18 protein-coding genes are annotated in these 21143 nt (G+C 61.8%); 8 read left to right on the top strand and 10 right to left on the bottom strand.

Annotation, left to right across the window (positions count from 1 at the left end; all coding sequences use genetic code 11):
* Positions 1 to 72: 72 nt before the first annotated feature.
* Positions 73 to 714: an NAD(P)-dependent oxidoreductase gene (locus ACZZZU_RS11220; protein WP_463550623.1), complete on the bottom strand. Its 642-nt coding sequence runs from the start codon at positions 712 to 714 to the stop codon at positions 73 to 75.
* Between the two features lie 102 nt (positions 715 to 816).
* Here ACZZZU_RS11220 and ACZZZU_RS11215 point away from each other — a divergent pair, with 102 nt between their 5' ends.
* The 4 genes from ACZZZU_RS11215 to bfr all read left to right on the top strand — a co-directional run bounded on the left by ACZZZU_RS11215 (position 817) and on the right by bfr (position 4247).
* The gene (locus ACZZZU_RS11215) at positions 817 to 1707 is read left to right on the top strand and encodes a LysR family transcriptional regulator (RefSeq protein WP_463550622.1); all 891 of its coding nucleotides are present in this window, start codon (positions 817 to 819) and stop codon (positions 1705 to 1707) included.
* A 111-nt stretch (positions 1708 to 1818) separates the two neighbouring features.
* On the top strand, positions 1819 to 2712 hold the full coding sequence (locus tag ACZZZU_RS11210) for a PA4780 family RIO1-like protein kinase (RefSeq protein ID WP_122493222.1): 894 nt from the start codon (positions 1819 to 1821) through the stop codon (positions 2710 to 2712).
* Positions 2713 to 2862: 150 nt separating this feature from the next.
* A complete protein-coding gene (locus ACZZZU_RS11205) occupies positions 2863 to 3723 on the top strand; it encodes an EamA family transporter (protein ID WP_463383883.1) in 861 nt (286 codons plus the stop codon).
* Positions 3724 to 3782: 59 nt separating this feature from the next.
* Complete coding sequence (bfr, locus tag ACZZZU_RS11200) at positions 3783 to 4247, top strand: bacterioferritin (protein ID WP_122493220.1); 465 nt, start codon at positions 3783 to 3785, stop codon at positions 4245 to 4247.
* 72 nt (positions 4248 to 4319) lie between these two features.
* Here bfr and cueR read toward each other — a convergent pair whose 3' ends face one another.
* The 7 genes from cueR to ACZZZU_RS11165 all read right to left on the bottom strand — a co-directional run bounded on the left by cueR (position 4320) and on the right by ACZZZU_RS11165 (position 11679).
* Positions 4320 to 4718 carry a Cu(I)-responsive transcriptional regulator gene (gene cueR, locus ACZZZU_RS11195; RefSeq protein WP_122450727.1) on the bottom strand — a complete coding sequence of 133 codons (399 nt, stop codon included), beginning with the start codon at positions 4716 to 4718 and terminating at the stop codon, positions 4320 to 4322.
* On the bottom strand, positions 4715 to 7114 hold the full coding sequence (locus ACZZZU_RS11190; protein WP_463550621.1) for a heavy metal translocating P-type ATPase: 2400 nt from the start codon (positions 7112 to 7114) through the stop codon (positions 4715 to 4717). The genes cueR and ACZZZU_RS11190 overlap by 4 nt, the downstream gene beginning before the upstream one ends.
* Positions 7115 to 7415: 301 nt before the next feature.
* On the bottom strand, positions 7416 to 8177 hold the full coding sequence (locus tag ACZZZU_RS11185) for an SDR family NAD(P)-dependent oxidoreductase (RefSeq protein ID WP_122493218.1): 762 nt from the start codon (positions 8175 to 8177) through the stop codon (positions 7416 to 7418).
* Between the two features lie 35 nt (positions 8178 to 8212).
* Complete coding sequence (locus ACZZZU_RS11180; RefSeq protein WP_463383881.1) at positions 8213 to 8983, bottom strand: amino acid ABC transporter ATP-binding protein; 771 nt, start codon at positions 8981 to 8983, stop codon at positions 8213 to 8215.
* A complete protein-coding gene (locus tag ACZZZU_RS11175; protein WP_463383880.1) occupies positions 8976 to 9638 on the bottom strand; it encodes an amino acid ABC transporter permease in 663 nt (220 codons plus the stop codon). The genes ACZZZU_RS11180 and ACZZZU_RS11175 overlap by 8 nt, the downstream gene beginning before the upstream one ends.
* Positions 9639 to 9650: 12 nt before the next feature.
* Positions 9651 to 10292, bottom strand: coding sequence for an amino acid ABC transporter permease (locus ACZZZU_RS11170; RefSeq protein WP_122493215.1), 642 nt, complete (start codon positions 10290 to 10292; stop codon positions 9651 to 9653).
* Positions 10293 to 10791: 499 nt separating this feature from the next.
* Positions 10792 to 11679 carry a transporter substrate-binding domain-containing protein gene (locus tag ACZZZU_RS11165; RefSeq protein ID WP_463550620.1) on the bottom strand — a complete coding sequence of 296 codons (888 nt, stop codon included), beginning with the start codon at positions 11677 to 11679 and terminating at the stop codon, positions 10792 to 10794.
* 198 nt (positions 11680 to 11877) lie between these two features.
* Here ACZZZU_RS11165 and pdxR point away from each other — a divergent pair, with 198 nt between their 5' ends.
* Positions 11878 to 13374 (top strand): MocR-like pyridoxine biosynthesis transcription factor PdxR, encoded by a 1497-nt coding sequence (pdxR, locus tag ACZZZU_RS11160; RefSeq protein WP_463550619.1) that lies wholly within the window; start codon positions 11878 to 11880, stop codon positions 13372 to 13374.
* A gap of 661 nt (positions 13375 to 14035) precedes the next feature.
* On the opposite strand, the gene ACZZZU_RS11155 is transcribed toward pdxR, so the two are convergent.
* Positions 14036 to 14425 (bottom strand): hypothetical protein, encoded by a 390-nt coding sequence (locus tag ACZZZU_RS11155; protein ID WP_463550618.1) that lies wholly within the window; start codon positions 14423 to 14425, stop codon positions 14036 to 14038.
* A 32-nt stretch (positions 14426 to 14457) separates the two neighbouring features.
* Positions 14458 to 15087: a TetR family transcriptional regulator gene (locus tag ACZZZU_RS11150; RefSeq protein WP_463550617.1), complete on the bottom strand. Its 630-nt coding sequence runs from the start codon at positions 15085 to 15087 to the stop codon at positions 14458 to 14460.
* Positions 15088 to 15239: 152 nt separating this feature from the next.
* Here ACZZZU_RS11150 and ACZZZU_RS11145 point away from each other — a divergent pair, with 152 nt between their 5' ends.
* From ACZZZU_RS11145 to ACZZZU_RS11135, 3 genes are all read left to right on the top strand, one after another.
* Complete coding sequence (locus tag ACZZZU_RS11145; protein WP_122493210.1) at positions 15240 to 16403, top strand: efflux RND transporter periplasmic adaptor subunit; 1164 nt, start codon at positions 15240 to 15242, stop codon at positions 16401 to 16403.
* A gap of 12 nt (positions 16404 to 16415) precedes the next feature.
* Positions 16416 to 19592 (top strand): efflux RND transporter permease subunit, encoded by a 3177-nt coding sequence (locus ACZZZU_RS11140; protein WP_122493209.1) that lies wholly within the window; start codon positions 16416 to 16418, stop codon positions 19590 to 19592.
* Between the two features lie 355 nt (positions 19593 to 19947).
* Complete coding sequence (locus ACZZZU_RS11135) at positions 19948 to 21138, top strand: Bcr/CflA family multidrug efflux MFS transporter (RefSeq protein ID WP_463550616.1); 1191 nt, start codon at positions 19948 to 19950, stop codon at positions 21136 to 21138.
* The last annotated feature ends 5 nt before the right edge of the window (positions 21139 to 21143 follow it).

Here is a 21143-nt window from a genome sequence, read left to right as displayed (position 1 = left end):
TGCAAACCTCGGCAATCGAAGTTTTCAGGGTTCGCCAGCAAGCTGGCTCCTACAGATAGAGCGGCGTATCGATCAATTCGCCACGGTAAACCGCGCCCGCACATGCTTGGCGTTTTCCAGCTCATCGATAATCGCCACTGCCAAATCTTCCACGCTGATGCTGGCCGGTGCTTCGCCGTCCATTAGCAGCTGTTCACCGCCAACCCGGTATTTATCGGTACGGATGCCCGGCTTCAACAGCGCAGGCGGGGACAGGAAGGTCCAAGCCAACTGCTGTTCTTCGCGCAGTTGGTTCAGGTGCTGGCGTGCGCCCTCGGCGCCATTTTTGTAGGCCGCTGGGAAGTCTGGCGTGTCGATCAGTTGCAGCCCCGGCGCCACATACAAACTGCCCGCACCGCCCACCACCAGCAGACGATCCACGCCGGCCTGTTTGGTCGCCGCCACGATGGCCGCGCTGCCTTTGAGGAACAGCGGCAGGATGTCGGCTTTGTCCCAACCCGGATTGAAGGCGCTCACCACAGCGTCGTGGCCTTTAAGGGCGGCGGCCAGGGCGTCGGCCTTGTAGGCGTCGGCCTTCACGGCCTTGAGCTTGGCGTGCGCAGGCAGTTTTTCCGGATGTTGAACGATGCCGCTAACGTCGTGGCCACGGTTCAGGGCTTCTTGCAAAACGGCCGCGCCAACAAAGCCGCTGGCACCGATCAAGGCGATTTTCATGGGTGTCTCCAAGTGAGTGATGAACTGGCGGCCATCATCAGCGATGGATAAACGCGGGAGAAATAGGCTAAAACGGCTTGAACAATTAAGCAGCGCTTAAGAATGGAACAGCTAAAACGCATGGCCGTGTTCGCCACGGTGGTCGACAAGGGCTCGATGGTCGCGGCGGCGGCGGAGTTGGGCATGACCTCATCCGCCGTCAGCCAGCAAATCAGCAGGCTGGAAGCGAGCACCCAGGTCAGCCTGCTGCACCGCACCACCCGCAAGCTGACCCTCACCGAGGCCGGCGCTGCGTTCTACCGCAGCTGCGCGCAAGTGCTGGCCCTGGCCCAGGAAGCCGAGCAACGTTTGCTCGAACTGCGCGATGCCCCGGTCGGCGAGCTACGCATCACCGCGCCGGTAGGCTTTGCCGGCGGACGCTTGAGCCGCGCGCTGGCGCCGTTGCTGGCGGCCCATCGGCAACTGCGCCTGAACGTGTTTTTCGATGACGAGCAGGTCGATTTGATCGAGCAGCGCATCGACATCGCGGTGCGCATCGGCCGGCTCGAGAACTCCAGCCTGGTCGCCCGCCACGTCGCCGACTGGCCCGCCGTGCTCTGCGCCGCACCGGCGTATCTGGCGCAGCACGCGGCCATCGAAACGCCGGAGCAATTGGCCGACCACGACTGGCTGAGCCTGAGCACCCAGCATCTGCCGCAGCAGCTTGTGCTGGTGAGCGCGGGCGGTGAGGAGCGGCGGCTGAAGCTGGTCAGTCGGGTGAGCTGCAACAACCTGATCGCGGCGCGCGAGTTCACCTTGGCGGGCATGGGCTTGTCGGTGCAGCCGGAACCCGAAGTGCGCGGCGAGTTGGCCAGTGGCCGCTTACAGCGGGTGTTGCCCGCCTGGCAGCCGGCGCCCATGCCGATCTACCTGGTCACGCCCCGGCGCGATGCGCAACCGGCCAAGGTGCGCTATGCCTTGGAAGCGTTGAGACAGAATTTGCAGAAGGGATAGGTGTGCGGGGTCGGCATCTTCCAGCGGCTGTGAGAGGATGGACCCCAGCCGGCGCTCGCGCCCAGGCATGCCCTTCGACTTCTGGCACATAAGGACCCTTGATAAAAGCTGATGAAGACTCCTAAACGCATTGAACCCCTGATTGAAGATGGCTTGGTCGATGAGGTGCTGCGCCCGCTTATGAGCGGTAAGGAAGCAGCGGTGTATGTGGTGCGCTGCGGTAAAGAGTTACGTTGTGCCAAGGTCTACAAGGAAGCCAACAAACGCAGCTTCCGCCAGGCAGCCGAGTATCAGGAAGGCCGCAAGGTGCGCAACAGCCGTGACGCCCGCGCCATGGCCAAGGGCTCCAAACACGGGCGCAAGGAACAGGAAGAAAACTGGCAGAACGCCGAGGTGGCTGCGCTGTTCCGTCTCGCCAGCGCCGGCGTGCGGGTACCTAAACCGTTCGACTTCCTCGACGGCGTGCTGCTGATGGAAATGATTGCCGGCGCCGACGGCGATGCCGCGCCGCGTTTGAACGACGTGGTGATGGAGCCCGACGAAGCGCGCGAATATCACGCCTTTCTGATTCGCCAGATCGTGCTGATGCTGTGTGCCGGTCTGGTGCATGGCGACCTCTCGGAATTCAACGTACTGCTCGACGCCAACGGCCCGGTCATCATCGACCTGCCGCAAGCCGTCGACGCCGCTGGCAACAATCACGCCTTCAGCATGCTGGAGCGTGACGTCGGCAACATGGCCGCTTACTTCGGTCGTTACGCACCGGAGCTCAAAGAAACCCGTTACGCCAAGGAAATGTGGGCGCTGTACGAAGCCGGCACCTTGCACCCAGGCAGCGTGTTGACCGGTGAGTTTGCCGAAGAAGAAGAGAGCGCGGACGTGGGCGCCGTGATGCGTGAAATCGAGGCCGCGCGCATCGACGAGCAACGCAAGCAAGCGGCGCGGGCCGATGCCGAAGGGCCGGCCAAAAGCGACGAGCCGCCACCGCCGCCTTGGTTGCAATAAAAAGCTCGTCGATTGGGAATGGGTAGGTTGGGCTTCGCTTGCGATCACCGTAGCGGAGCGACCCAACCTACCAATTTTCGTTTCCAGCTGTATCCATACATTCCCCCGCCCACCTGCTAGCGTACGCCCCAGTTTTTCTGGAGCCTCGCCATGCCGTTACGCCACGCCTTGCTTGCCTTGCTGGTCACCCTGATCTGGGGTGTGAATTTTGTGGTGATCAAGGTCGGCCTGGAAGACTTCCCGCCGCTGTTGTTCTGCGCGCTGCGGTTTGCCCTGGCGGCGTTGCCCTTGCTGTTCCTGCGTGGGCCGATGCCGGCGCCGTTGTGGCGGATCGTGCAGATCGGCTTGCTGCTCGGCGTGTTCAAGTTCGGTGTGTTGTTTGTCGGCATGCACCTGGGCATGCCGGCCGGGCTGTCGTCGCTGGTGCTGCAAAGCCAGGTGTTTTTCACCATTCTGATCGCCGCCGTCATGCTCGGCGAACGCCCCAGCCACCGTGCCTTGGCGGGCCTGGCGTTGGCCGCCAGCGGGCTGGTGTTGATCGGCTGGCAGCGGCCGATGGGCGACAGCTTGCTGGCCTTCGCCCTTGTGGTGTTCGCGGCGCTGATGTGGGCCTGCGCCAACATCGCCACCAAGCGCTCGGGTGCCACCGACATGCTGCGCCTGATCTGCTGGATCAGCCTTATTCCTCCGCTGCCGCTGCTGGCGCTTTCCTACATATTCGAAGGGCCGGACGCCATCAGCCATGCGCTAACCCACCTGACATGGCGTGGCATCGGCGCGCTGCTGTTTATCGCCTTTCTCGCCACCACTGTCGGCTTTGCCATCTGGAGCTTTTTGCTGCGCCGTTACCCGGCCAGCGTGGTCACGCCGTTTGCCCTGGCGGTGCCGGTTTCCGGGCTGTTGGCCGGTTGGCTGCTGCTGAATGAACAGCTCAGTACGCTGAGCTGGCTGGCGTGCGCGCTGGTGTTTGTCGGCCTGGCCGTGACGGTATTGCCCAAACGCCGGGCTTGACCGCTCGGTGTTGTCGGCCGAAGCTTTCGGTTCTGGTTTTTTAGTGCGGGGAAACAGCAATGCAGGGCAATAGCGAAGTCGTCGAATACCTCAAGGATCTGCTGCGCGGCGAGTTGTCCGCCCGCGATCAGTATTTCCTGCATTCGCGCATGTACCAGGACTGGGGCTTCAACAAGCTCTTTGATCGCATCAACCACGAAATGGAAGAAGAAACCCAGCACGCCGATGCCCTGCTGCAACGCATTCTGTTCCTGGAAAGCACCCCGGACATGACGCCCAAGCCCATGTTCCCCGGCCGCACCGTGCCCGACATGCTGCGCGCCGACCTCAAGCTGGAATACGAAGTGCGCGCCGCCCTGAGCAAAGGCGTGGCCTTGTGCGAAAGCCATAAGGACTACATCAGCCGCGACATTCTGATTCTGCAACTGCAAGACACCGAGGAAGACCACGCCTACTGGCTGGAACAGCAACTCGGCCTGATCGACCGCATTGGTCTGGAAAACTACCTGCAATCGCAGGCGTAAAACCCATCGCGGCTAAAGCCGCTCCCACAGATAGCGCAAAACCTGTGGGAGCGGCTTTAGCCGCGATGCTTTTCAAGCACAACACCCCCGCTCCAAGTCTTTCAATATCGGACAATCCGGGCGGTCGTCGCCGTGGCAGCTTTGCGCCAGCTCCTGCAGGGTGTCGCGCAGGCTGGTGAGTTCTTCGATTTTGCGGTTCAACTCGTCGATATGATCCCGTGCCAGGGCTTTCACATCAGCGCTGGCGCGTTGCCGGTCTTGCCACAAGGTCAGCAGCTTGCCGACTTCTTCCAGCGAAAACCCCAGGTCGCGCGAGCGTTTGATAAACGCCAGTGTGTGCAGGTCTTGCGGTTGGTAATGGCGATAACCGGCTTCGCTGCGGTGCGCCGGTTGCAGCAGACCGATGGCTTCGTAGTAGCGAATCATCTTGGCGCTCAGGCCTGAGCGTTTTGCCGCTTGGCCAATGTTCATGGCGCGGTCTCCTGTAAGGCAGTGAAATCGGGTTTCCAACGTTTGAGCAGCAACGCGTTGCTCACCACGCTGACGCTCGACAGCGCCATGGCGGCGCCGGCCAGCATCGGGTTGAGCAGGCCGAAGGCGGCCAGCGCAATGCCGACCACGTTATAGATAAACGCCCAGAACAAATTCTGCCGAATCTTGGCATAGGTGCGCCGGCTGATATCCAACGCGGCGGCCACCAGACGTGGATCCCCGCGCATCAGCGTAATGCCGGCCGCATGCATGGCCACATCGGTGCCGCCGCCCATGGCGATGCCTACGTCCGCCGCCGCCAGTGCCGGTGCGTCGTTGATGCCGTCGCCGACCATCGCCACCGTGGCCTGCTGTTTAAGGCCATTGATCAGCGCCGATTTTTCTCCGGGCAATACCTGCGCGTGTACCGAGTCGATGCCCAGCGCCGATGCCACCGCCTGGGCGCTGCCCGCGTTGTCGCCGCTGATGAGGTGGCAGGCGATTTGCCGTTCCTGCAGGGCGGCGATGGCCGCCGCGGCGCCGGGCTTCAGGCTGTCGCCAAACGCCAGCACGCCGAGCACCTGCGGGTTCGGTTGCAGTTCCAGTAGCCACGACACGGTGCGGCCTTCGGCTTCCCAGGCGCGGGCCTGGGCGTCGAACTGCTCGCCGGGCATTTGGCTTTCTTCCAGCAAGCGGCGATTACCGAGCGCCAGTTGGCGACCTTCAACTGTGCCGGCGATGCCGCGCCCGGCCAAGGCTCGGCTGGCGTTGGCTGGGAGTATTTGCACGTCGCGCTCTTTGCACATTGCCAATACCGCTTTGGCCAAAGGATGTTCGCTGCCGCGTTGCAGCGCGCCGGCCAAGCTGAGCAACTCGGTTTCAGCAGCGCTGGCCTGCATATGCACCACGCGCGGGGAGCCCGACGTGAGCGTGCCGGTTTTGTCGAAAGCGACCACGCTGACCTGGTGGGCGATTTCTAAGGCGTGGGCATCCTTAATCAAAATGCCGTGTTTGGCCGCCACGCCGGTGCCGGCCATGATTGCCGTCGGCGTGGCCAGACCCAGGGCGCATGGGCAGGCGATGACCAAAACTGCCACGGCGTTAAGCAGCGCGGTTTCCACACCGCTGCCCGCCAACAGCCAGGCGGCCAGAGTGAGCAGGGCAGCGACCAGCACCACCGGCACAAACACCTGGCTGACGCGATCAACCAGATGCTGAATCGGCGCTTTTTCGGCCTGAGCGTCTTCCACCAGCCGAATGATGCGGGCCAGCACCGTTTCGCCGCCCAGCGCTTGCGTGCGTACCAGCAAGCGGCCTTCGCCGTTAATGGCGCCGCTGGTCACACGATCGCCAGGCTGCTTGGCTTGCGGCAGGCTTTCGCCAGTGATTAGCGCTTCGTCGGCATGGCTTTGGCCGTCTACCACCTCGCCATCCACGGCGAAGCGCTCGCCGGGTTTCACCACAATCAGATCGCCCACCTTTAGCGCGGTGATGGAGACAGTTTCTTCGACGCCATCACGCACTCGCACAGCGCTGTCCGGGCGCAGCGCTTCCAAGGCGCGGATGGCGCTGGCGGTCTGGCGCTTGGCGCGGCTTTCCAGGTATTTGCCCAGCAGCACCAAGCTGATGACCACGGCCGCCGCTTCGAAATACAAATGCGGCAGCGTGCCGGCGGGCGCGGCCCACCACTGATAAACACTCAGGCCAAAGGCGGCGCTGGTGCCGAGCGCTACGAGCAAATCCATATTGCCGGCGCCGGCGCGCACGGCCTTGAACGCTGCCACATAAAAACGCGCGCCAAAGATGAACTGCACTGGCGCGGCCAAGGCGAACTGCGCCCAGGCCGGCAGCATCCAGTGCAAACCGAACCACTCCAACAGCATGGGCGCCAGCAGCGGCACGCAGAGCGCCAGGGCAATGATTACCGTCCAGCGTTCGCGGTGCAGGGCATCGGCCGGATCGGTTTGCGGCGCGCTATCGCCGAGGGTGCTGGCGCCATAGCCGGCGTGGGCAACGGCGGCAATAAGCGCCGACGGTTCAACGGCGCCCACCACCTCCACGCTTGCGCGCTCGGTGGCCAGGTTGACGCTAACGGCGCTCACGCCCGGCATTTGCGCCAAGGCGCGTTCGATGCGCCCGGCACAGCCGGCGCACGTCATGCCGGTAAGCGCGAGGTCGATACGCTGGCTGGCCACCTGATAGCCAGCGGCCTGCACCGCCTCGAGCAAACGCGGGAGGGCGTCGGGGCTGGCGGTGATGCGCGCGTGTTCGGTGGCCAGGTTGACGCTGGCCTGGGCGACGCCGGGCACGGCTTGCAACGCGCGCTCGACACGGCCGGCGCAACCGGCGCAGGTCATGCCTTGGATGGGTAAGTCGAACGCTTGGGGGCTGGACATTGGGCGGTCTCCAGTGAGTTCGCCCATAGAATCAACCTTGACCGGAGGGGAAGGTCAAGGGGTGGCAGGTAATCCGGGGGACTGGGATTTTGGATCGCGCGCTGATCCAAAACTCTGGATCCCCGCGTGCGCGAGGATGACGGAGGTTTTGGTGACGCGCTGTGTCAGGATGGCCTGCATCTCTAACTCCCACCGTCATCCTCGCGCACGCGGGAATCCAGAATCTCGGCGGGAACGTTGCATGTCGCAACAACCCCACCGCTCAAGAAATGACCGCAGTTAAATCCCCGCCAACGCAGCCTTACTTATCCCGATCCACCGCAAACGCCGACCACGCCTGCCGGCTCGGCATAATTTCCAGCCGGTTGATGTTGATGTGATCCGGCAAACTCGCCACGTAATAAATCTGCTCGGCGATATCTTCAGCGCTCAGCGGCGTAGTGGTGCCGTACATGGCATCTGACGCCGCCTGGTTGCCTTTGGTGCGCACCAGGGTGAATTCGGTTTCGGCCATGCCGGGGGCGATGTCGGTGACGCGTACGCCGGTGGCGATCAGGTCGCAGCGCAGGTTGTAGCTGAACTGTTTAACGAACGCCTTGCTCGCGCCATACACATGGCCGCCCGGATACGGCCACTCGCCGGCCACCGAACCGATGTTGACGATGCTCGCGCCTTTGCCGGTTTCCAGCAGCTTTGGCAGCACCGCGTGGGTGACGTTGACCAGGCCGGTGATGTTGGTGTCGATCATGGTGTGCCAGTCTTCCAGGGCCACCTTTTGCGCCGGCTCCGGCGCCAGTGCCAGGCCGGCGTTGTTGATCAAGCTGCGGATGGTGCGGAAACCTTCGGGCAGGTCGTCGACCATTTTCTGCACGGCGGCGGCGTCACGTACGTCGAGTACCGCGATATGCACCGGCACCTTGGCGGCCAGTTCTTTTTGCAACTCGATCAGGCGTTCTTCGCGGCGACCGCTCAGTACCAGCGACCAGCCCGCTTCGGCGAAACGCCGTGCGGTGGCCCGACCAAAACCCGATGTTGCGCCTGTGATAAATACCACCTTGCTCATGTTTACCTCGCCTTCACGGAGACTTGATGGAGCGGTCAGTGCGACAGCTCGAGAAATTTGCGCACCCGCTCGGTCTCGGGGTTGCTGAAGAATTTTGCCGGGGCCGATTTTTCGATGATCAGGCCTTTTTCCAGAAACACCACTTGGTCCGACACAGCGCGGGCGAATTCCATTTCGTGGGTGACCACGATCATGGTGTAACCCTCACTCGACAGGTTTTTCATCACCTGCAACACCTCGCCGACCCGCTCGGGGTCCAGGGCGGAGGTGGGCTCGTCGAACAATATTACCTCCGGGCTCATCGCCAGCGCGCGAGCAATGGCCACGCGCTGCTTCTGACCGCCGGACAGGGTAAACGGGTAGGCGTCTTTGCGCTCGCTCATGCCGACCTTTTCCAACAACTGTTCGGCAATGGCGTGGGCTTGGTCCTTGGGCATGCCCTTCACATAAATGGGCGCTTCCATCACGTTCTGGATCACGCTCAGGTGCGGCCATAAATTGAAGCCCTGGAACACCATGCCGGTCTTGGCGCGCAGCGTGGCCAGCTCTTTGCTGGTCATTTTGCGGCCGGCTTCTTCATTCACCCCGATGCGTTGCCCAGCGATATGAATGCTGCCGCGATCAGGTACTTCCAGCCAGTTGATGCAGCGCAGCATGGTGGATTTACCCGAGCCGCTGGAGCCCAGCACGCTCACCACTTCACCCTTGTTCACTTCCAGATCGATATCGCGCAACACCTCGATATCGCCAAAGCTCTTGGACATGCGCTTGATGCTGACGGCAGGTGCCGCCGGGGCGTTAGACATAATCAAAACCTCGTTTGGCGCCGAAGCGGCCAGCCCATTTGAGTGCCAATTCCAGGCCGATGCTGATCAACCAATACAGGATGATCACCAGCACAAACGCCTGGGTTGGAATGAAGTAGGTGGACTGCGCCGAGTTGGCGGCGGCCGTCAATTCCTGCACGGTGATGATGGTCAGGAACGCGGTGTCTTTCAGCGCGATGATCAGTTGGTTGCCCAGCAACGGCCGGGTCTTGATCACCAGCTGCGGCAGGATGATGCGCCAGAACAGTCGCCCCGGCGTAAAACCATGGGCCTTGGCCGCCTCCACGTAACCGGCTGGCATCACCAACCGGCTGCCACGCAGAATTTCGCCAAAGTAGGCCGCGTGGTAAATCACCAGCGCGATAAACCCGGCGGTCCAGGCGTCCAGGCGCACGCCCAATTGCGGCAAACCGTAGTAGAGCAAATAGGCCAGAATCAGAAACGGCAGGGTGCGCATCAGGTTCATCAGCGCGCGAATCACCCAGGAGATACGGTCGCCTTCCTCCAGGCGATACACCGCCAGGCAGCCCAGCACAAATGCGCACAGCGTCGCCAACACGAACAGCACCAGCGTGCCGATCAGGCCGTTGACGAAGGTCTCGCGCGCTTCCCACAAAATCGTCCATTCGGTCATAGCGAGCCTCCCTTACATAGCCAGTCGGTTGGCTTTCTTTTCCGCCATCGCTTGCAGCTTGAGCAGCACGCTGATGATCAGCATGTACAGCAAAGCGGCGCACAGAATGGGCGGCAGCGGTTCGTAGGTGACGGCCGAAATACGGTTGGTCACGCGGGTGAGATCGACAATGCCGATCACCGCAATCGCCGGGCTGCCCTTGATCAGAAAGGACATCTCATTGACCAGCCCGGGCAAGCTGCTGGTAATCATCTGCGGCAGCATGATGCGACGGAAAAACACCCCGCCGGTCATGCCGCAGGCCAGTGCGGCTTCGCGTTGGTCGCGAGAAAAGCTCATAAACGCCGCGCGCCATATTTCCGCATTGAAGGCGGCGGTGTTCAGCGTCATGGCGACGATGGCCGCCGTGTTGCGGTTCATGTTGATGCCAAACATCGGCGCCGACAGAAACAGGAACAACACAAAGGTCACCAGCGGCGTGGCGCGGGCCAGGCTGATGTAAAGCACCAGCAATTGCTCCACAAACGGAATTTTGGCCATGCGCAACAGCGCCACGCCAAGGCCCAACACAACGCCAATGGAAATGGCGATACCGCAGAGCCACAACGTGGTCCAGGCGCCTTCCAACAGCAACAACCAGGCTTGAGCGTTCATGCCTCGGCTCCTTATTTACAACGAGGGTTAATGCGAGCCAGACCGGGGGTGGTTTTTAAGGCTTGGGGAAAGAGAAGCAAAGCGGGGGCCAGGTGGGTGGATGGGATGTCGCAGACGCTCATACGTAGATCCCCACCAACCCACCGTCATTCCCGCGCAGGCGGGATCCAGAGTCTGTCAGAACGGTGCACGACGGACCACTCTGGATCCCCGCGTTCGCGAGGATGACGGGTGTATGGGATTTGATAGCTGGGTTCATACATCCCGATTCCAACCAACCCACCGTCATCCTCGCGAAAGCGGGGATCCAGAATCTGTCAGGAGAACGGTGCACGACGCTCCACTCTGGATCCCGAATCGTCGGACCGCCGCGTTCGCGAGGATGACGGATGTACGGGGTTTGATACCTGCGTTCATACATCCCCGATCCCCACCAACCCGCCGTTATCCCCGCCGCCTTCGCGGGAATGACGGGTCTAAGGGTTGGATATCCGTGTCCTTACATCCCCGCCAATTTATGAAACTGCTCCACATTGGTAATCGGCTCTTTCGGCATATCCGGGAACGCCTCGCCAAACCACTTGGTCTGCAACGCCGCCAAACGTCCATTGCCGCGCACCTTGTCCATAAACCCAGTGAGGAATTTCAGCAGCTCCGGGCTGTTCTTCGGCATTGGCCAGGCGGCAAAACCAGGGCCGGAAACCGGGATGCCTTTGGCGAAGGTGTCGCCACGGGTCTTGATCAAATCGTTCACCGAAATCAGTGCGTTGACGGCGTAGTCCAGGCGGCCGTTGGCGAGGTCGGCGTACACCTCTGGGTAGGATTGGTACTCCACCACTTTGCCCATCTCGCAGCCTTTCTCTTTCATCATCGCCTTCAGCTCAGGCAAACGCGCCAGCAGGGCGCTGCCGGCTTGTACGCCGACGGTTTTGCCGCACAGGCTGGCAATGTCGCTGAGGCTCTTGTCGTCGGCGCGCTTCACGTAATAGTGCTGGGCGCTGGCGAACGGCGGGGTGAAGTTGAACACGCGCAGGCGCTCGTCGGTGACCAGGGCGCCGGTGAAGGCCACGTCGTACTGGCCTGACGACACCGAGGCGAGCAGACCCGTCCACGGCAGGATGTCCTGCTTCACTTCGATCTTCTGTTCCTTGGCGTAGGCCACCAAGTCTTCGAGCAGCTCCTTGTGGAAACCGTCGGGCTTGCCGTCGACGATAAAATTGAACGGCGCGTAGTCGTCTTCGGTCGCAACCGTGAGCACGCCTTTGCTTTTCACCTCGTCCAGGTCGGCATGGGCGAACGGGGCGCTCAGCACGAGCGTGGCGAGGGTCAGCTTGCGCAACAGGCCAAGCGATTTGAGGGCCAGCGAACCGTTGTTCGTGTGCTTCATAAGTGCTGCTCCAGTTGTCTTGAAGGGTGAGCCTGGCCACTTTTAAACGGGCCTTCGGGTTGGCTGGTATTCACCATAGAGAGCGCTGGAAGCGAGGGGATAGGGGCAGTTTTGGCCATTCGACTGGCCAGTGCGCAGCGCGAAAATCGTGGCGCGCTAATTGCAAAGTTCCTCGGTCGGCAAGCGAGTGGAACGACCATGATCGATCATTTGTTTCATCTGTCTTTCGACCACCAGCGGGGCCTGCAAGAGCAACTGCGCGAGTCGCTGGTGTCGACCATTCTGGGCGGCGGTTTCCCCGCCGATGAACCGTTGCCCTCGTGCCGCAAGCTGTCGCAACAGCTCTCGGTTTCGCGCAACACCGTGGCGCTGGTGTACGAAAGCCTGCTCGACAACGGCTACCTCATCAGCCGCCCGCGCAGCGGTTATTACCTTCACCCCGACTACTGCGGCGCCGACTTCGACGACAGCGTGCTGCGCATGACCCCGCAGCGCCAACCCGACCACGCCGACAGTGGCGGCAGCGAGCGTGCACCGAATTGGGCCGCGCGTTTCAAGATGCAGCCCAGCCTGAAGCACGGCGTGCTGCGCCCCAGCAACTGGGCCGGCTTTACCTACCCGTTTATTTACGGCCAACCGATTCGCGACCTGTTTCCGCTGGAGCGCTGGCGCGAAGTGTCACGCAACACGTTGCGCAGCGAGCGCGACCAAGGCTGGCTGCGCGACCGCTTTGACCGTGACGATGAAATGCTCATCGAACAACTGCGCACCCGCGTGCTGCCCAAACGCGGCATCTGGGCGCGTGCCGATGAAATTCTGGTCACCCTCGGCTCGCAGAATGCGCTGTATTTGCTTGCCACTTTGCTGATGGGCAAAGGCGTAAAAGTGGCCGTGGAAAACCCAGGCTTTCGCGACGCCCTGAGCATCTTCGACCTGCAAGGCGCGCACGTGCAGCTGCAAGACATCGACCGCGAAGGGCTGGTGGTCGACTCGCGCCTGAACGACTGCGAATACCTGTACGTAACGCCGGGCCATCAAGTACCGACCGGCATCGCCATGAGCGCCGAGCGCCGCACGCAGTTGTTGGCGCACATTCGCGAGCACGACCAGGTGCTGATCGAAGACGACTACGACGCCGAACTGAACCTCGACAACCACCCACAGCCGGCGCTTAAAGCCAGCGACAGCCAGGGCCGGGTGATCTACCTGAGCAGCCTGTCGAAAGCCTTTTCGCCGGGCTTGCGCATGGGTTATCTGGTGGCTGATGCCGAGTTGATCGACGAGCTTCGCGCGTTGCGTCGGCTGATGTACCGGCACCCGCCACTGAACAACCAGCGAATGCTTGCGGAGTTTCTCGCCCAAGGGCATTACGACGCGCACTTGCGCCGCTTCCGTGAAGAACATGCACGGCGGCGGGAAGCTTTGAGCGAAGCGTTGCGCGAAGAATTGCCCAGCTGCGAACCGGTGGGCAGCCCGGGCGCCAGCGCTTTTTGGCTAGCGGCGCCAGCGGGGGTGGATACGCAAAAATTGGCGTGGGCGGCGGCGCAGCGCAGTGTGTTGATTGAAGCGGGGGCGCAGTTTTTCTTTGGTCAGCATGTGCCGGCGAATTTTATGCGGTTGGGGTTTCATGCGATTGATGCGCAGCGCATCAGGCCGGGGATTCGGGTGTTGGGGGAGGTGTTGGAGGGGATTTGAATCCAGAGCTGGATCGCGAGCTTCTCTACCGAGCTCGTTATCAAAATCCCCGTCATTCCCGCGCAGGCGGGAATCCAGTATTTCAAGCCGTACACGGTAGATCAGCGGAGGTATTCATTTGCGCGTGCGCTGGACGTTTTTGTTTTCGCGCCTTACGCGCGAGCTTCTCTACTGCGTTCGTTATCAAAATCCCCGTCATTCCCGCGCAGGCGGGAATCCAGTATTTCAAGCCGTACACGGTAGATCAGCGGAGGTATTCATTTGCGCGTGCGCTGAACGTTTTTGTTTTCGCGCCTTACGCGCGAGCTTCTTTTGGCATTGCCGGATTGCCGGACCACCCAAAAGTAACCAAAAGGTCTAGCCCCTACCTTGGCCTTACGCTGCGCTCCAGGTTCCCTCGCTCCGTCCTTGCTCCGGGGGCACGGCGAGACGGGCCATCCATGGCCCGACACGCCTCTCGCGGCTCCCGGCCGCTCAACCCCCTACGCAACGACTCCACTCGGCCTGCGATAAACGGTGCGGGGTAGGTCACAAGCCAGATCAAGATCAAAAGCTTTAGATCAAAACCTCGAGGCTAAAGCCTCTCCTACAGGGATCCAGTTTCTGTGGGAGAGGCTTTAGCCTCGATTCCTGGAAACGTCTGAACCAAAGGCCAAAAACCTCACTGATTCAACGCCGGCGCCTGCAGCAAATACAACCCCGTGGTATTCAGCGCAATCCGATACCGGCGAATCTCGCCCGGTACCAGGTCGACCAAAATGCTGGTGGCCTGACTGATGCCCGGTGAACAAACGCCTGGCCCGAGCAGGCCAAGCCTCACAGAAATGGCGCCCGGCGGCAGGTTGAAGGCCACCGATTGGCCTTGCCACAAGCGCGCGGCCAATTGGTCTTGCAGGTACAGGCCGATGTCGCACGGGCTGCCGACTTCCAGGCGTTCGCGGGAGATGATCAGCACGCCGTAACCGTCGGATTGCGGCGTCGGCGCATCGGCGAACTCCGCGTGCGCCAGCGTCGAAAGCAGCAGCATCGAAAGGATGAAAAAAACGCGCATGGTCAGCACTCCTGCCGGCAGATTTTTCTAGCTTAGTTGCTTAGCGGCCATTGACGGGCGAGGCCGCGGAACAGGGTGTCGATCATCGCCGCCGCTTGCTCGTCGGGGCGGTACAGGTCGGGGTCGCGCAGGTAGTCGCTGAACAGGCCGATCACCAGCCCGTGCAAGGTTAGCGCGGCCATGCGTGGGGTCATGGCGGGGTGCAGATGGCCTTTGTCCGCGGCGCGCTGGAATACGGTTTCGCACACGTCGATAAATTGCCGAACAAAGGCGTTGTGCCGGTCTTCGGCTTCGCGCAGCTCGTCGGTGAACTCGCAGCGAAACAGCAGGATGGTCATGATCCGCCGCCGCTGCTCGTCGTGGGCTAGGTCGATGAGCGCGTCCACGCAGATGTCACGCAGGCTTTGCAGCGGTTCGCGGCCATTGTCGGCGGATAACAGCTCGGCCATTTGCTCCGGCGGCAGGCGAACCTGGTCGAGCATTTCGTGGAACAAATGGGCTTTGTTTTGGAAGTGCCAGTACACCGCGCCGCGCGTTACTTCGGCGGTTTTGGCGATTTGATCCAGGGTGGTGTGGCCCACGCCTTTTTGCAGAAACAACATCTCGGCGGCCAACAAAATGGCGCTGCGGGTTTTCTCTGCTTCTTCTTTGGTTCGGCGCATGGCGGTTGGGCTATTTCTGTCTAGGCTCTTGTTCAGTTAGAGCGGGGCGTAGGGGGTGAGTGTAATGCCTGTCAGGTTTTACAAACACACTCGTATGTATCGGCCGGCTCTGGATAGCCAACTTTCTGATGCGCCTGGTCATGGAGACCGCTATGCCGTACGCCTTGTCTTCTGTTGTTTTGATTACGCTGAGCCTGTTCAGTGCGAACAGTCTGGCCGCCGACGCGCCAGCAGCGGCCGCCCCGCCACCGCCGGAAGTGACCGTGGAAGTGGCCAAAGCCGAAACCTTTCCGCTGGTGCTGGAGTATTCCGGCCGCACCGCTGGTTATCGCGAGGTGCAGGTGCGCGCGCAGGTGAGCGGCATTTTGCAGCAACGCACCTACGACGAAGGCAGCAAGGTGAAAGCCGGTCAGGTGCTGTTTCGCATCGACCCTCGGCCGTATCAGGCCGCGCTGATGCGCGCCCAAGGCGCACTGGCGCAAGCACAGGCGCGCTATCGCCAGACCGAGCGTGATCTCAAGCGCATTCGCGAGCTGCAGAAGAAGGGCTTCGCCAGCGAAAGCGAGCTGGACAACGCGGTGTCCAATTTCGAGCAGAGCAAGGCCAACGTCGAGGCGTCGAAGGCCGAAGTGGAGTCGCGGCAAATCGATCTCGACTACACCACGGTGGTCGCGCCCATTTCCGGCATCACCAGCAAGCAAACGGTGTCCGAAGGCAGCCTGGTGGTGGCCTCCGATGCCAATGCCAGCCTGCTGACTCAACTCACTCAACTCGACCCGCTGTACGTCAACTTCGCCTACCCCGACACCGAGGCCGAGCGCCTGCGCGAGGGCGTGCAGAGCGGCAAATTGGCCATGCCGGCCGACGGCAAATTATTCGCCCAGTTGAAGTTCGGCGACGGCAGCAGTTACCCCATTGAGGGCCGCGTCGACTTCACCGACAGCTTCGTCAGCAGCGGCACCGGCACCGTCAGTGCCCGCGCGGTGGTGCCCAACCCCGACCAGAAATTGCTGCCCGGTCAATTTATGCGCGTGGTGATCAAGGGCCTCACGCGCCCGAACGCCGTTACGGTGCCGGAGCGTGCCTTGTTGCAAGGACCGAAGGGCACGTTTGTGTACGTGGTCGATGACCAGGGCATCGCCCATGCTCGCCAGGTTGCCACCGGGCCGACGTCGGAGGGCCGGTGGGTGATCGAGTCGGGCGTTGGCGTGGGCGACAAGGTGATTGTGGAAGGGATTCTCAAGGTGCGTCCGGAGTCGCCGGTCAAAGCCAGTGAAGCGAAGGCACAAGCCGAACAACCTGCGAAAAAATCCTAAAGGAGCGTCGCCGTGATCTCTCGCTTCTTTATTGATCGGCCGATTTTCGCCACGGTCATTTCCGTGGTTATCGTGCTCGCCGGGCTGGCGGCCATGCGCTCGCTGCCCATTTCCCAGTACCCGGAAATTCTGCCGCCGCAGGTGGCCGTCACCGCCAGTTACCCCGGCGCCAGTTCGCAGGTGATCGCCGAAACCGTGGCGGCGCCGCTGGAGCAGGAGATCAACGGCGTCGAGAACATGATTTACCAGCTCTCGAACTCTGACAGCAGCGGGGCGATGAGCCTGAACGTGTACTTCCAGGTCGGCACCGACCCGGACCAGGCGACCATCAACGTCAACAACAAGGTGCAGGCGGCGCTGGCGAAGCTGCCGGAAGAAGTGCGTCGCCAAGGGGTGAAGGTGGAGAAGAAATCCTCCGACATCCTGCAAGTCATCACCCTGTATTCGCCGGACGGTTCGCGCGATCCGATCTTTATCAGTAACTACGCGCTGATCAACGTGATCGATGAACTCAAACGCCTGAAAGGCGTGGGTGATGCCAGTCAGTTTGGCTCCAAGGATTACTCCATGCGCATCTGGCTGCGCCCGGACAAGCTGGCGCAATACAACCTCACGCCCACCGACGTGGTGAATGCCATTCAGGAGCAGAACTCGCAATTCGCCGCCGGCAGCTTTGGCAAACAACCGCTTACTCAGGAGCAAGACTTCACCTACACCGTCACGACTCAGGGCCGTTTTGCCGACCCGAAAGAGTTCGAGAACATCATTCTGCGCACCGACGCCACCGGCGCCAGCTTGCTCCTTAAAGATGTGGCGAGAGTGGAGCTGGGCGCGCAGGACTATTCGCTGGTAACCACCCTCAACGGTCAGCAAAACGCCGCCTTTGGTATTTACCTGCAACCCGGCGCCAACGCCCTGGACACCGCCAAGCTGGTGAATCAGACCATGGAGCGCCTAGCCAAGCGCTTCCCTTCGGGCATTACCTACAAAATCCCCTACGACACCACCAAGTTCGTGACCGTTTCCATTGAAGAGGTGATTCACACCTTCTTCGAGGCGTTGGTGTTGGTGGTGCTGGTGGTGTTTATTTTCCTGCAGAACTGGCGCGCCACGCTGATTCCGGTGCTGGCAATTCCGGTGTCGCTGATCGGCACGTTTGCCGGCATGTACATGCTCGGGTTCTCCATCAATTTGCTGACCCTGTTCGGCCTGGTGCTGGCCATCGGCATCGTGGTGGACGATGCGATTGTGGTGCTGGAAAACGTCGAGCGGGTGATGCGCACCGAGAAACTGCCGCCGCGCGAGGCGGCGATCAAAGCCATGGAAGAAGTGACCGGGCCGATCATCGCCATCGTGCTGGTGCTGTGCGCGGTGTTTATTCCGGTGGGCTTTCTTGGCGGGCTGGCGGGGCAGATGTATTCGCAGTTCGCCATCACCATTGCCGTGTCGGTGGCGGTGTCCGGGCTGGTGGCGCTGACGCTGTCGCCGGCGCTGTGCGCTTTGTTACTCAAGCCCGGGCACCACGAGCCAGCCGCGCCGTTCCGCTGGTTCAACAGCTTTTTTGAACGCGCCACGAACGGGTACAGCCGGGGCGTGGTGTTCTTTCTCAAACGCTCGATAATCGGCTTGCTGCTGTTCGGCGGCATGATCGCCTTGATGGTGGTGTTGTTCGGCCGCGTGCCGGGGTCGCTGGTGCCGGATGAGGACCAGGGCTACGTCATCAACGCCTACTTCCTGCCGGCCGCCGCCTCGCTGACGCGCACCGAGAAAGTGACCGGCGACGTGACCCAGCAACTGATGAAGCACCCGGCCGTGCAAGACGTGGTGACCTTCGCCGGTTTCGACGTGCTCACCTTCGGCACGCGCAGCAACGCCGGGGTGTCGTTCGTGCCGCTGAAAGACTGGAGCGAGCGCACCACCGAGGAGCTGGACGCGCGCAACTTGCCCGGCGCGTTCATGGGCATGGGCGCCTCGCAAAAAGACGCCATGGTCATGACCTTCAACCCGCCGCCCATCACCGGCATGAGCACCACCGGCGGCTTCGAGGCGTACATCCAGGACCGCAGTGGCGGCAGCAGTGAAAAACTGGCTGAGACTGTACATAAATTCATGGCCGAAGCCGCCAAGCGGCCCGAGCTGGCGGGCGTGAACACCACCTTCAACGCCGACGTGCCGCAGTACTACATCGACCTTGACCGCATCAAAGCGCGGGCCTTGGGCGTGGCGATCAATGATGTATTCACCGCCATGCAAACCACCTTCGGCAGCTACTACGTCAACGACTTCAACCTCTACGGCCGCACCTGGCAGGTGAGCTTGCAGGCAGAGGCGGAGTTCCGGCGCAAGCCCGAAGACCTGAGCCAGGTGTACGTGCGCTCCACCGCCACGTCCGAGCTGATTCCGCTGTCCTCATTGGTCAGCGTACGGCGCATTCTCGGGCCCGACAGTTATGCGCGGTTCAACGTGTACCCGGCCGCGAAAGTTCTCGGCGGGCCGGCGCCTGGCTACAGCTCGGGGCAAGCGCTGCAAGCGATGCAGGAAGTGGCCGATGCGACGTTGGGCAGCGACTACACCATCGGCTGGATCGGCCAGGCGTATCAGGAACTGGCTTCCCAGGGCTCTGGCAGCACCGCGTTTCTATTCGGGCTGGTGATGGTGTTCCTGATTCTTGCCGCCCAATACGAACGCTGGACCTTGCCGCTGGCCGTGGTCACGGCGGTGCCGTTCGCGGTGTTCGGCGCCATTCTGGCGGTATGGCTGCGCGGCATTCAGAACGACGTGTACTTCCAGGTCGGCCTGGTGACGCTGATTGGGTTGGCGGCGAAAAACGCCATCCTCATCGTCGAATTCGCCGTGCTGTGCCGCAGCCAAGGCATGAGCATTTACGACTCGGCGCTGGAAGCCGCGAAACTGCGCTTCCGGCCCATCGTCATGACCTCGCTGGCGTTTATTCTCGGCTGTGTACCGTTGGCCATCAGCACGGGGGCGGGGTCGGCGAGTCGCCACTCCATCGGCACCGGGGTGATTGGCGGCATGTTGGCGGCGACGCTGTTGGCGACGTTTATGATTCCGATGTTTTATTTGCTGGTGGAGAGTGCGTCGGCGCGGATGGGGAAAGGGAAGGGGGATAAGGGGAAAGCGGTGGCGCCTGAGGTTCCTCGGGCGAGTGATTTGCCTGCGGATCGGTGATAACTGGGCGATTCGGGATCCAGGGTTTTCCGTCGAGCGGCGATACCTGAACGAGCCTGGATTCCCGCCTTCGCGGGAATGACGGTGTTGTGGAAAAAGCCGCCGTCATCGCGGGAGTGACGGTGGACTTTAATAACACCTCCGTCATTCCCGCGCAGGCGGGAATCCAGAATCTCGCGCCGAGCAGCGATTCCTGAACGACCCTGGATTCCGAATCGTCGGACCGCCGCCTTCGCGAGGCTGACGGAACTCTTATTCACTCCGACCATCGCCAACCACCCCCTCCACCTGCGCCTCGCCCCCTCCCACGGTGTACCATGCCCCGCCTCGTGTTCTCGCTGTTGCCGGACCTTTAATGAACTTACGTATCCTGCTTATCCTCGGCGCGCTCAGTGCCTTCGGCCCGTTGGCCATCGATTTCTACCTGCCCAGTTTCCCCACCCTGGCCCACGCCTTCGGCACCGACGTCGAGCATGTTCAGCTCACCCTCGCCGCCTATTTCAGCGGTCTGGCGATTGGGCAGTTGGTGTACGGGCCGCTGACCGATCGCTTCGGCCGCCGCCTGCCGCTGCTCGTCGGTGTGGTGCTGTTTACGTTGGCATCGGCCGCGTGCGCGCTGTCGTCGAGTCTGGAATGGCTGATCGCCTCGCGCTTCGTGCAGGCCCTGGGCGGTTGCGCCGGTATGGTGATTTCCCGCGCGGTTATTCGTGATCTGTGCGACCCGCTGGCCTCGGCCAAAGCCTTCTCGCAATTGATGCTGGTAATGGGTGTGGCGCCAATCCTTGCGCCGTTCGGTGGCGGTGTGTTGCTCAATCTGTTTGGCTGGCCGTCGATTTTCTGGTGCCTCACCGGCTTCAGCGTGTTGTGCCTGCTCGGGGTGGCGTTGTGGTTGCCGGAGACCATTCCCGCCGGCCTCGAGCGGCCGCCGTTGCGCGGGGCATTTCGTCAGTATTGGCGTTTGCTGGGCGACGGCCAGTTCCTCGGCCATGCGCTCACGGGCGGCGTCGCTATGGCGGGCATGTTCGCCTATATCGCCGGCTCACCCTTTGTGTTTATCGAACTGTATGGCGTGCCGCCGGAGCATTACGGCTGGCTGTTTGGTGGCAACGCGGCGGGGTTTATTCTGACGGCGCAGATCAACGCGCGCCTGTTGCGCCACCACGGGCCGGGTTACTGGCTGGTGCGGATCGTGTGGCTGTACCTGCTATTCGCCCTGATTCTGCTGGCCGTCACGGCATTCAAACCGGCGCAGTTGTGGCCGCTGATGCTGCCGTTGTTCTGCTTTATCGCGAGCCTGGGTTGCATCATCCCCAACGCCTCGGCCTGCGCCATGGCCGGGCAGGGCAGCCACGCGGGAAGCGCGTCGGCACTGTTAGGTTGCCTGCAATTCAGCGTGGCGGCGGGAGCTGCCAGTTTGGTGGGTGTGCTGCACGACGGCACGGCGATGCCGATGGCGATGGTCATCAGCCTGTGCGGTGTGGTGGCGATGGTGCTGGCGCTGGTGACATCACGCAGCGCCAAGAACGTGCCGTTCGGGGTGTTGTAACGGCA

The organism is Pseudomonas sp. AC136, assembly GCF_979258585.1.
This window is presented reverse-complemented; position numbering and strand designations above follow the sequence as displayed.

Bases quoted from the DNA above. Each gene is read 5' to 3' on its own strand.
- ACZZZU_RS11220 (WP_463550623.1), bottom strand. From the start codon at position 714: ATGAAAATCGCCTTGATCGGTGCCAGCGGCTTTGTTGGCGCGGCCGTT.
- ACZZZU_RS11215 (WP_463550622.1), top strand. From the start codon at position 817: ATGGAACAGCTAAAACGCATGGCCGTGTTCGCCACGGTGGTCGACAAG.
- ACZZZU_RS11210 (WP_122493222.1), top strand. From the start codon at position 1,819: ATGAAGACTCCTAAACGCATTGAACCCCTGATTGAAGATGGCTTGGTC.
- ACZZZU_RS11205 (WP_463383883.1), top strand. From the start codon at position 2,863: ATGCCGTTACGCCACGCCTTGCTTGCCTTGCTGGTCACCCTGATCTGG.
- bfr (WP_122493220.1), top strand. From the start codon at position 3,783: ATGCAGGGCAATAGCGAAGTCGTCGAATACCTCAAGGATCTGCTGCGC.
- cueR (WP_122450727.1), bottom strand. From the start codon at position 4,718: ATGAACATTGGCCAAGCGGCAAAACGCTCAGGCCTGAGCGCCAAGATG.
- ACZZZU_RS11190 (WP_463550621.1), bottom strand. From the start codon at position 7,114: ATGTCCAGCCCCCAAGCGTTCGACTTACCCATCCAAGGCATGACCTGC.
- ACZZZU_RS11185 (WP_122493218.1), bottom strand. From the start codon at position 8,177: ATGAGCAAGGTGGTATTTATCACAGGCGCAACATCGGGTTTTGGTCGG.
- ACZZZU_RS11180 (WP_463383881.1), bottom strand. From the start codon at position 8,983: ATGTCTAACGCCCCGGCGGCACCTGCCGTCAGCATCAAGCGCATGTCC.
- ACZZZU_RS11175 (WP_463383880.1), bottom strand. From the start codon at position 9,638: ATGACCGAATGGACGATTTTGTGGGAAGCGCGCGAGACCTTCGTCAAC.
- ACZZZU_RS11170 (WP_122493215.1), bottom strand. From the start codon at position 10,292: ATGAACGCTCAAGCCTGGTTGTTGCTGTTGGAAGGCGCCTGGACCACG.
- ACZZZU_RS11165 (WP_463550620.1), bottom strand. From the start codon at position 11,679: ATGAAGCACACGAACAACGGTTCGCTGGCCCTCAAATCGCTTGGCCTG.
- pdxR (WP_463550619.1), top strand. From the start codon at position 11,878: ATGATCGATCATTTGTTTCATCTGTCTTTCGACCACCAGCGGGGCCTG.
- ACZZZU_RS11155 (WP_463550618.1), bottom strand. From the start codon at position 14,425: ATGCGCGTTTTTTTCATCCTTTCGATGCTGCTGCTTTCGACGCTGGCG.
- ACZZZU_RS11150 (WP_463550617.1), bottom strand. From the start codon at position 15,087: ATGCGCCGAACCAAAGAAGAAGCAGAGAAAACCCGCAGCGCCATTTTG.
- ACZZZU_RS11145 (WP_122493210.1), top strand. From the start codon at position 15,240: ATGCCGTACGCCTTGTCTTCTGTTGTTTTGATTACGCTGAGCCTGTTC.
- ACZZZU_RS11135 (WP_463550616.1), top strand. From the start codon at position 19,948: ATGAACTTACGTATCCTGCTTATCCTCGGCGCGCTCAGTGCCTTCGGC.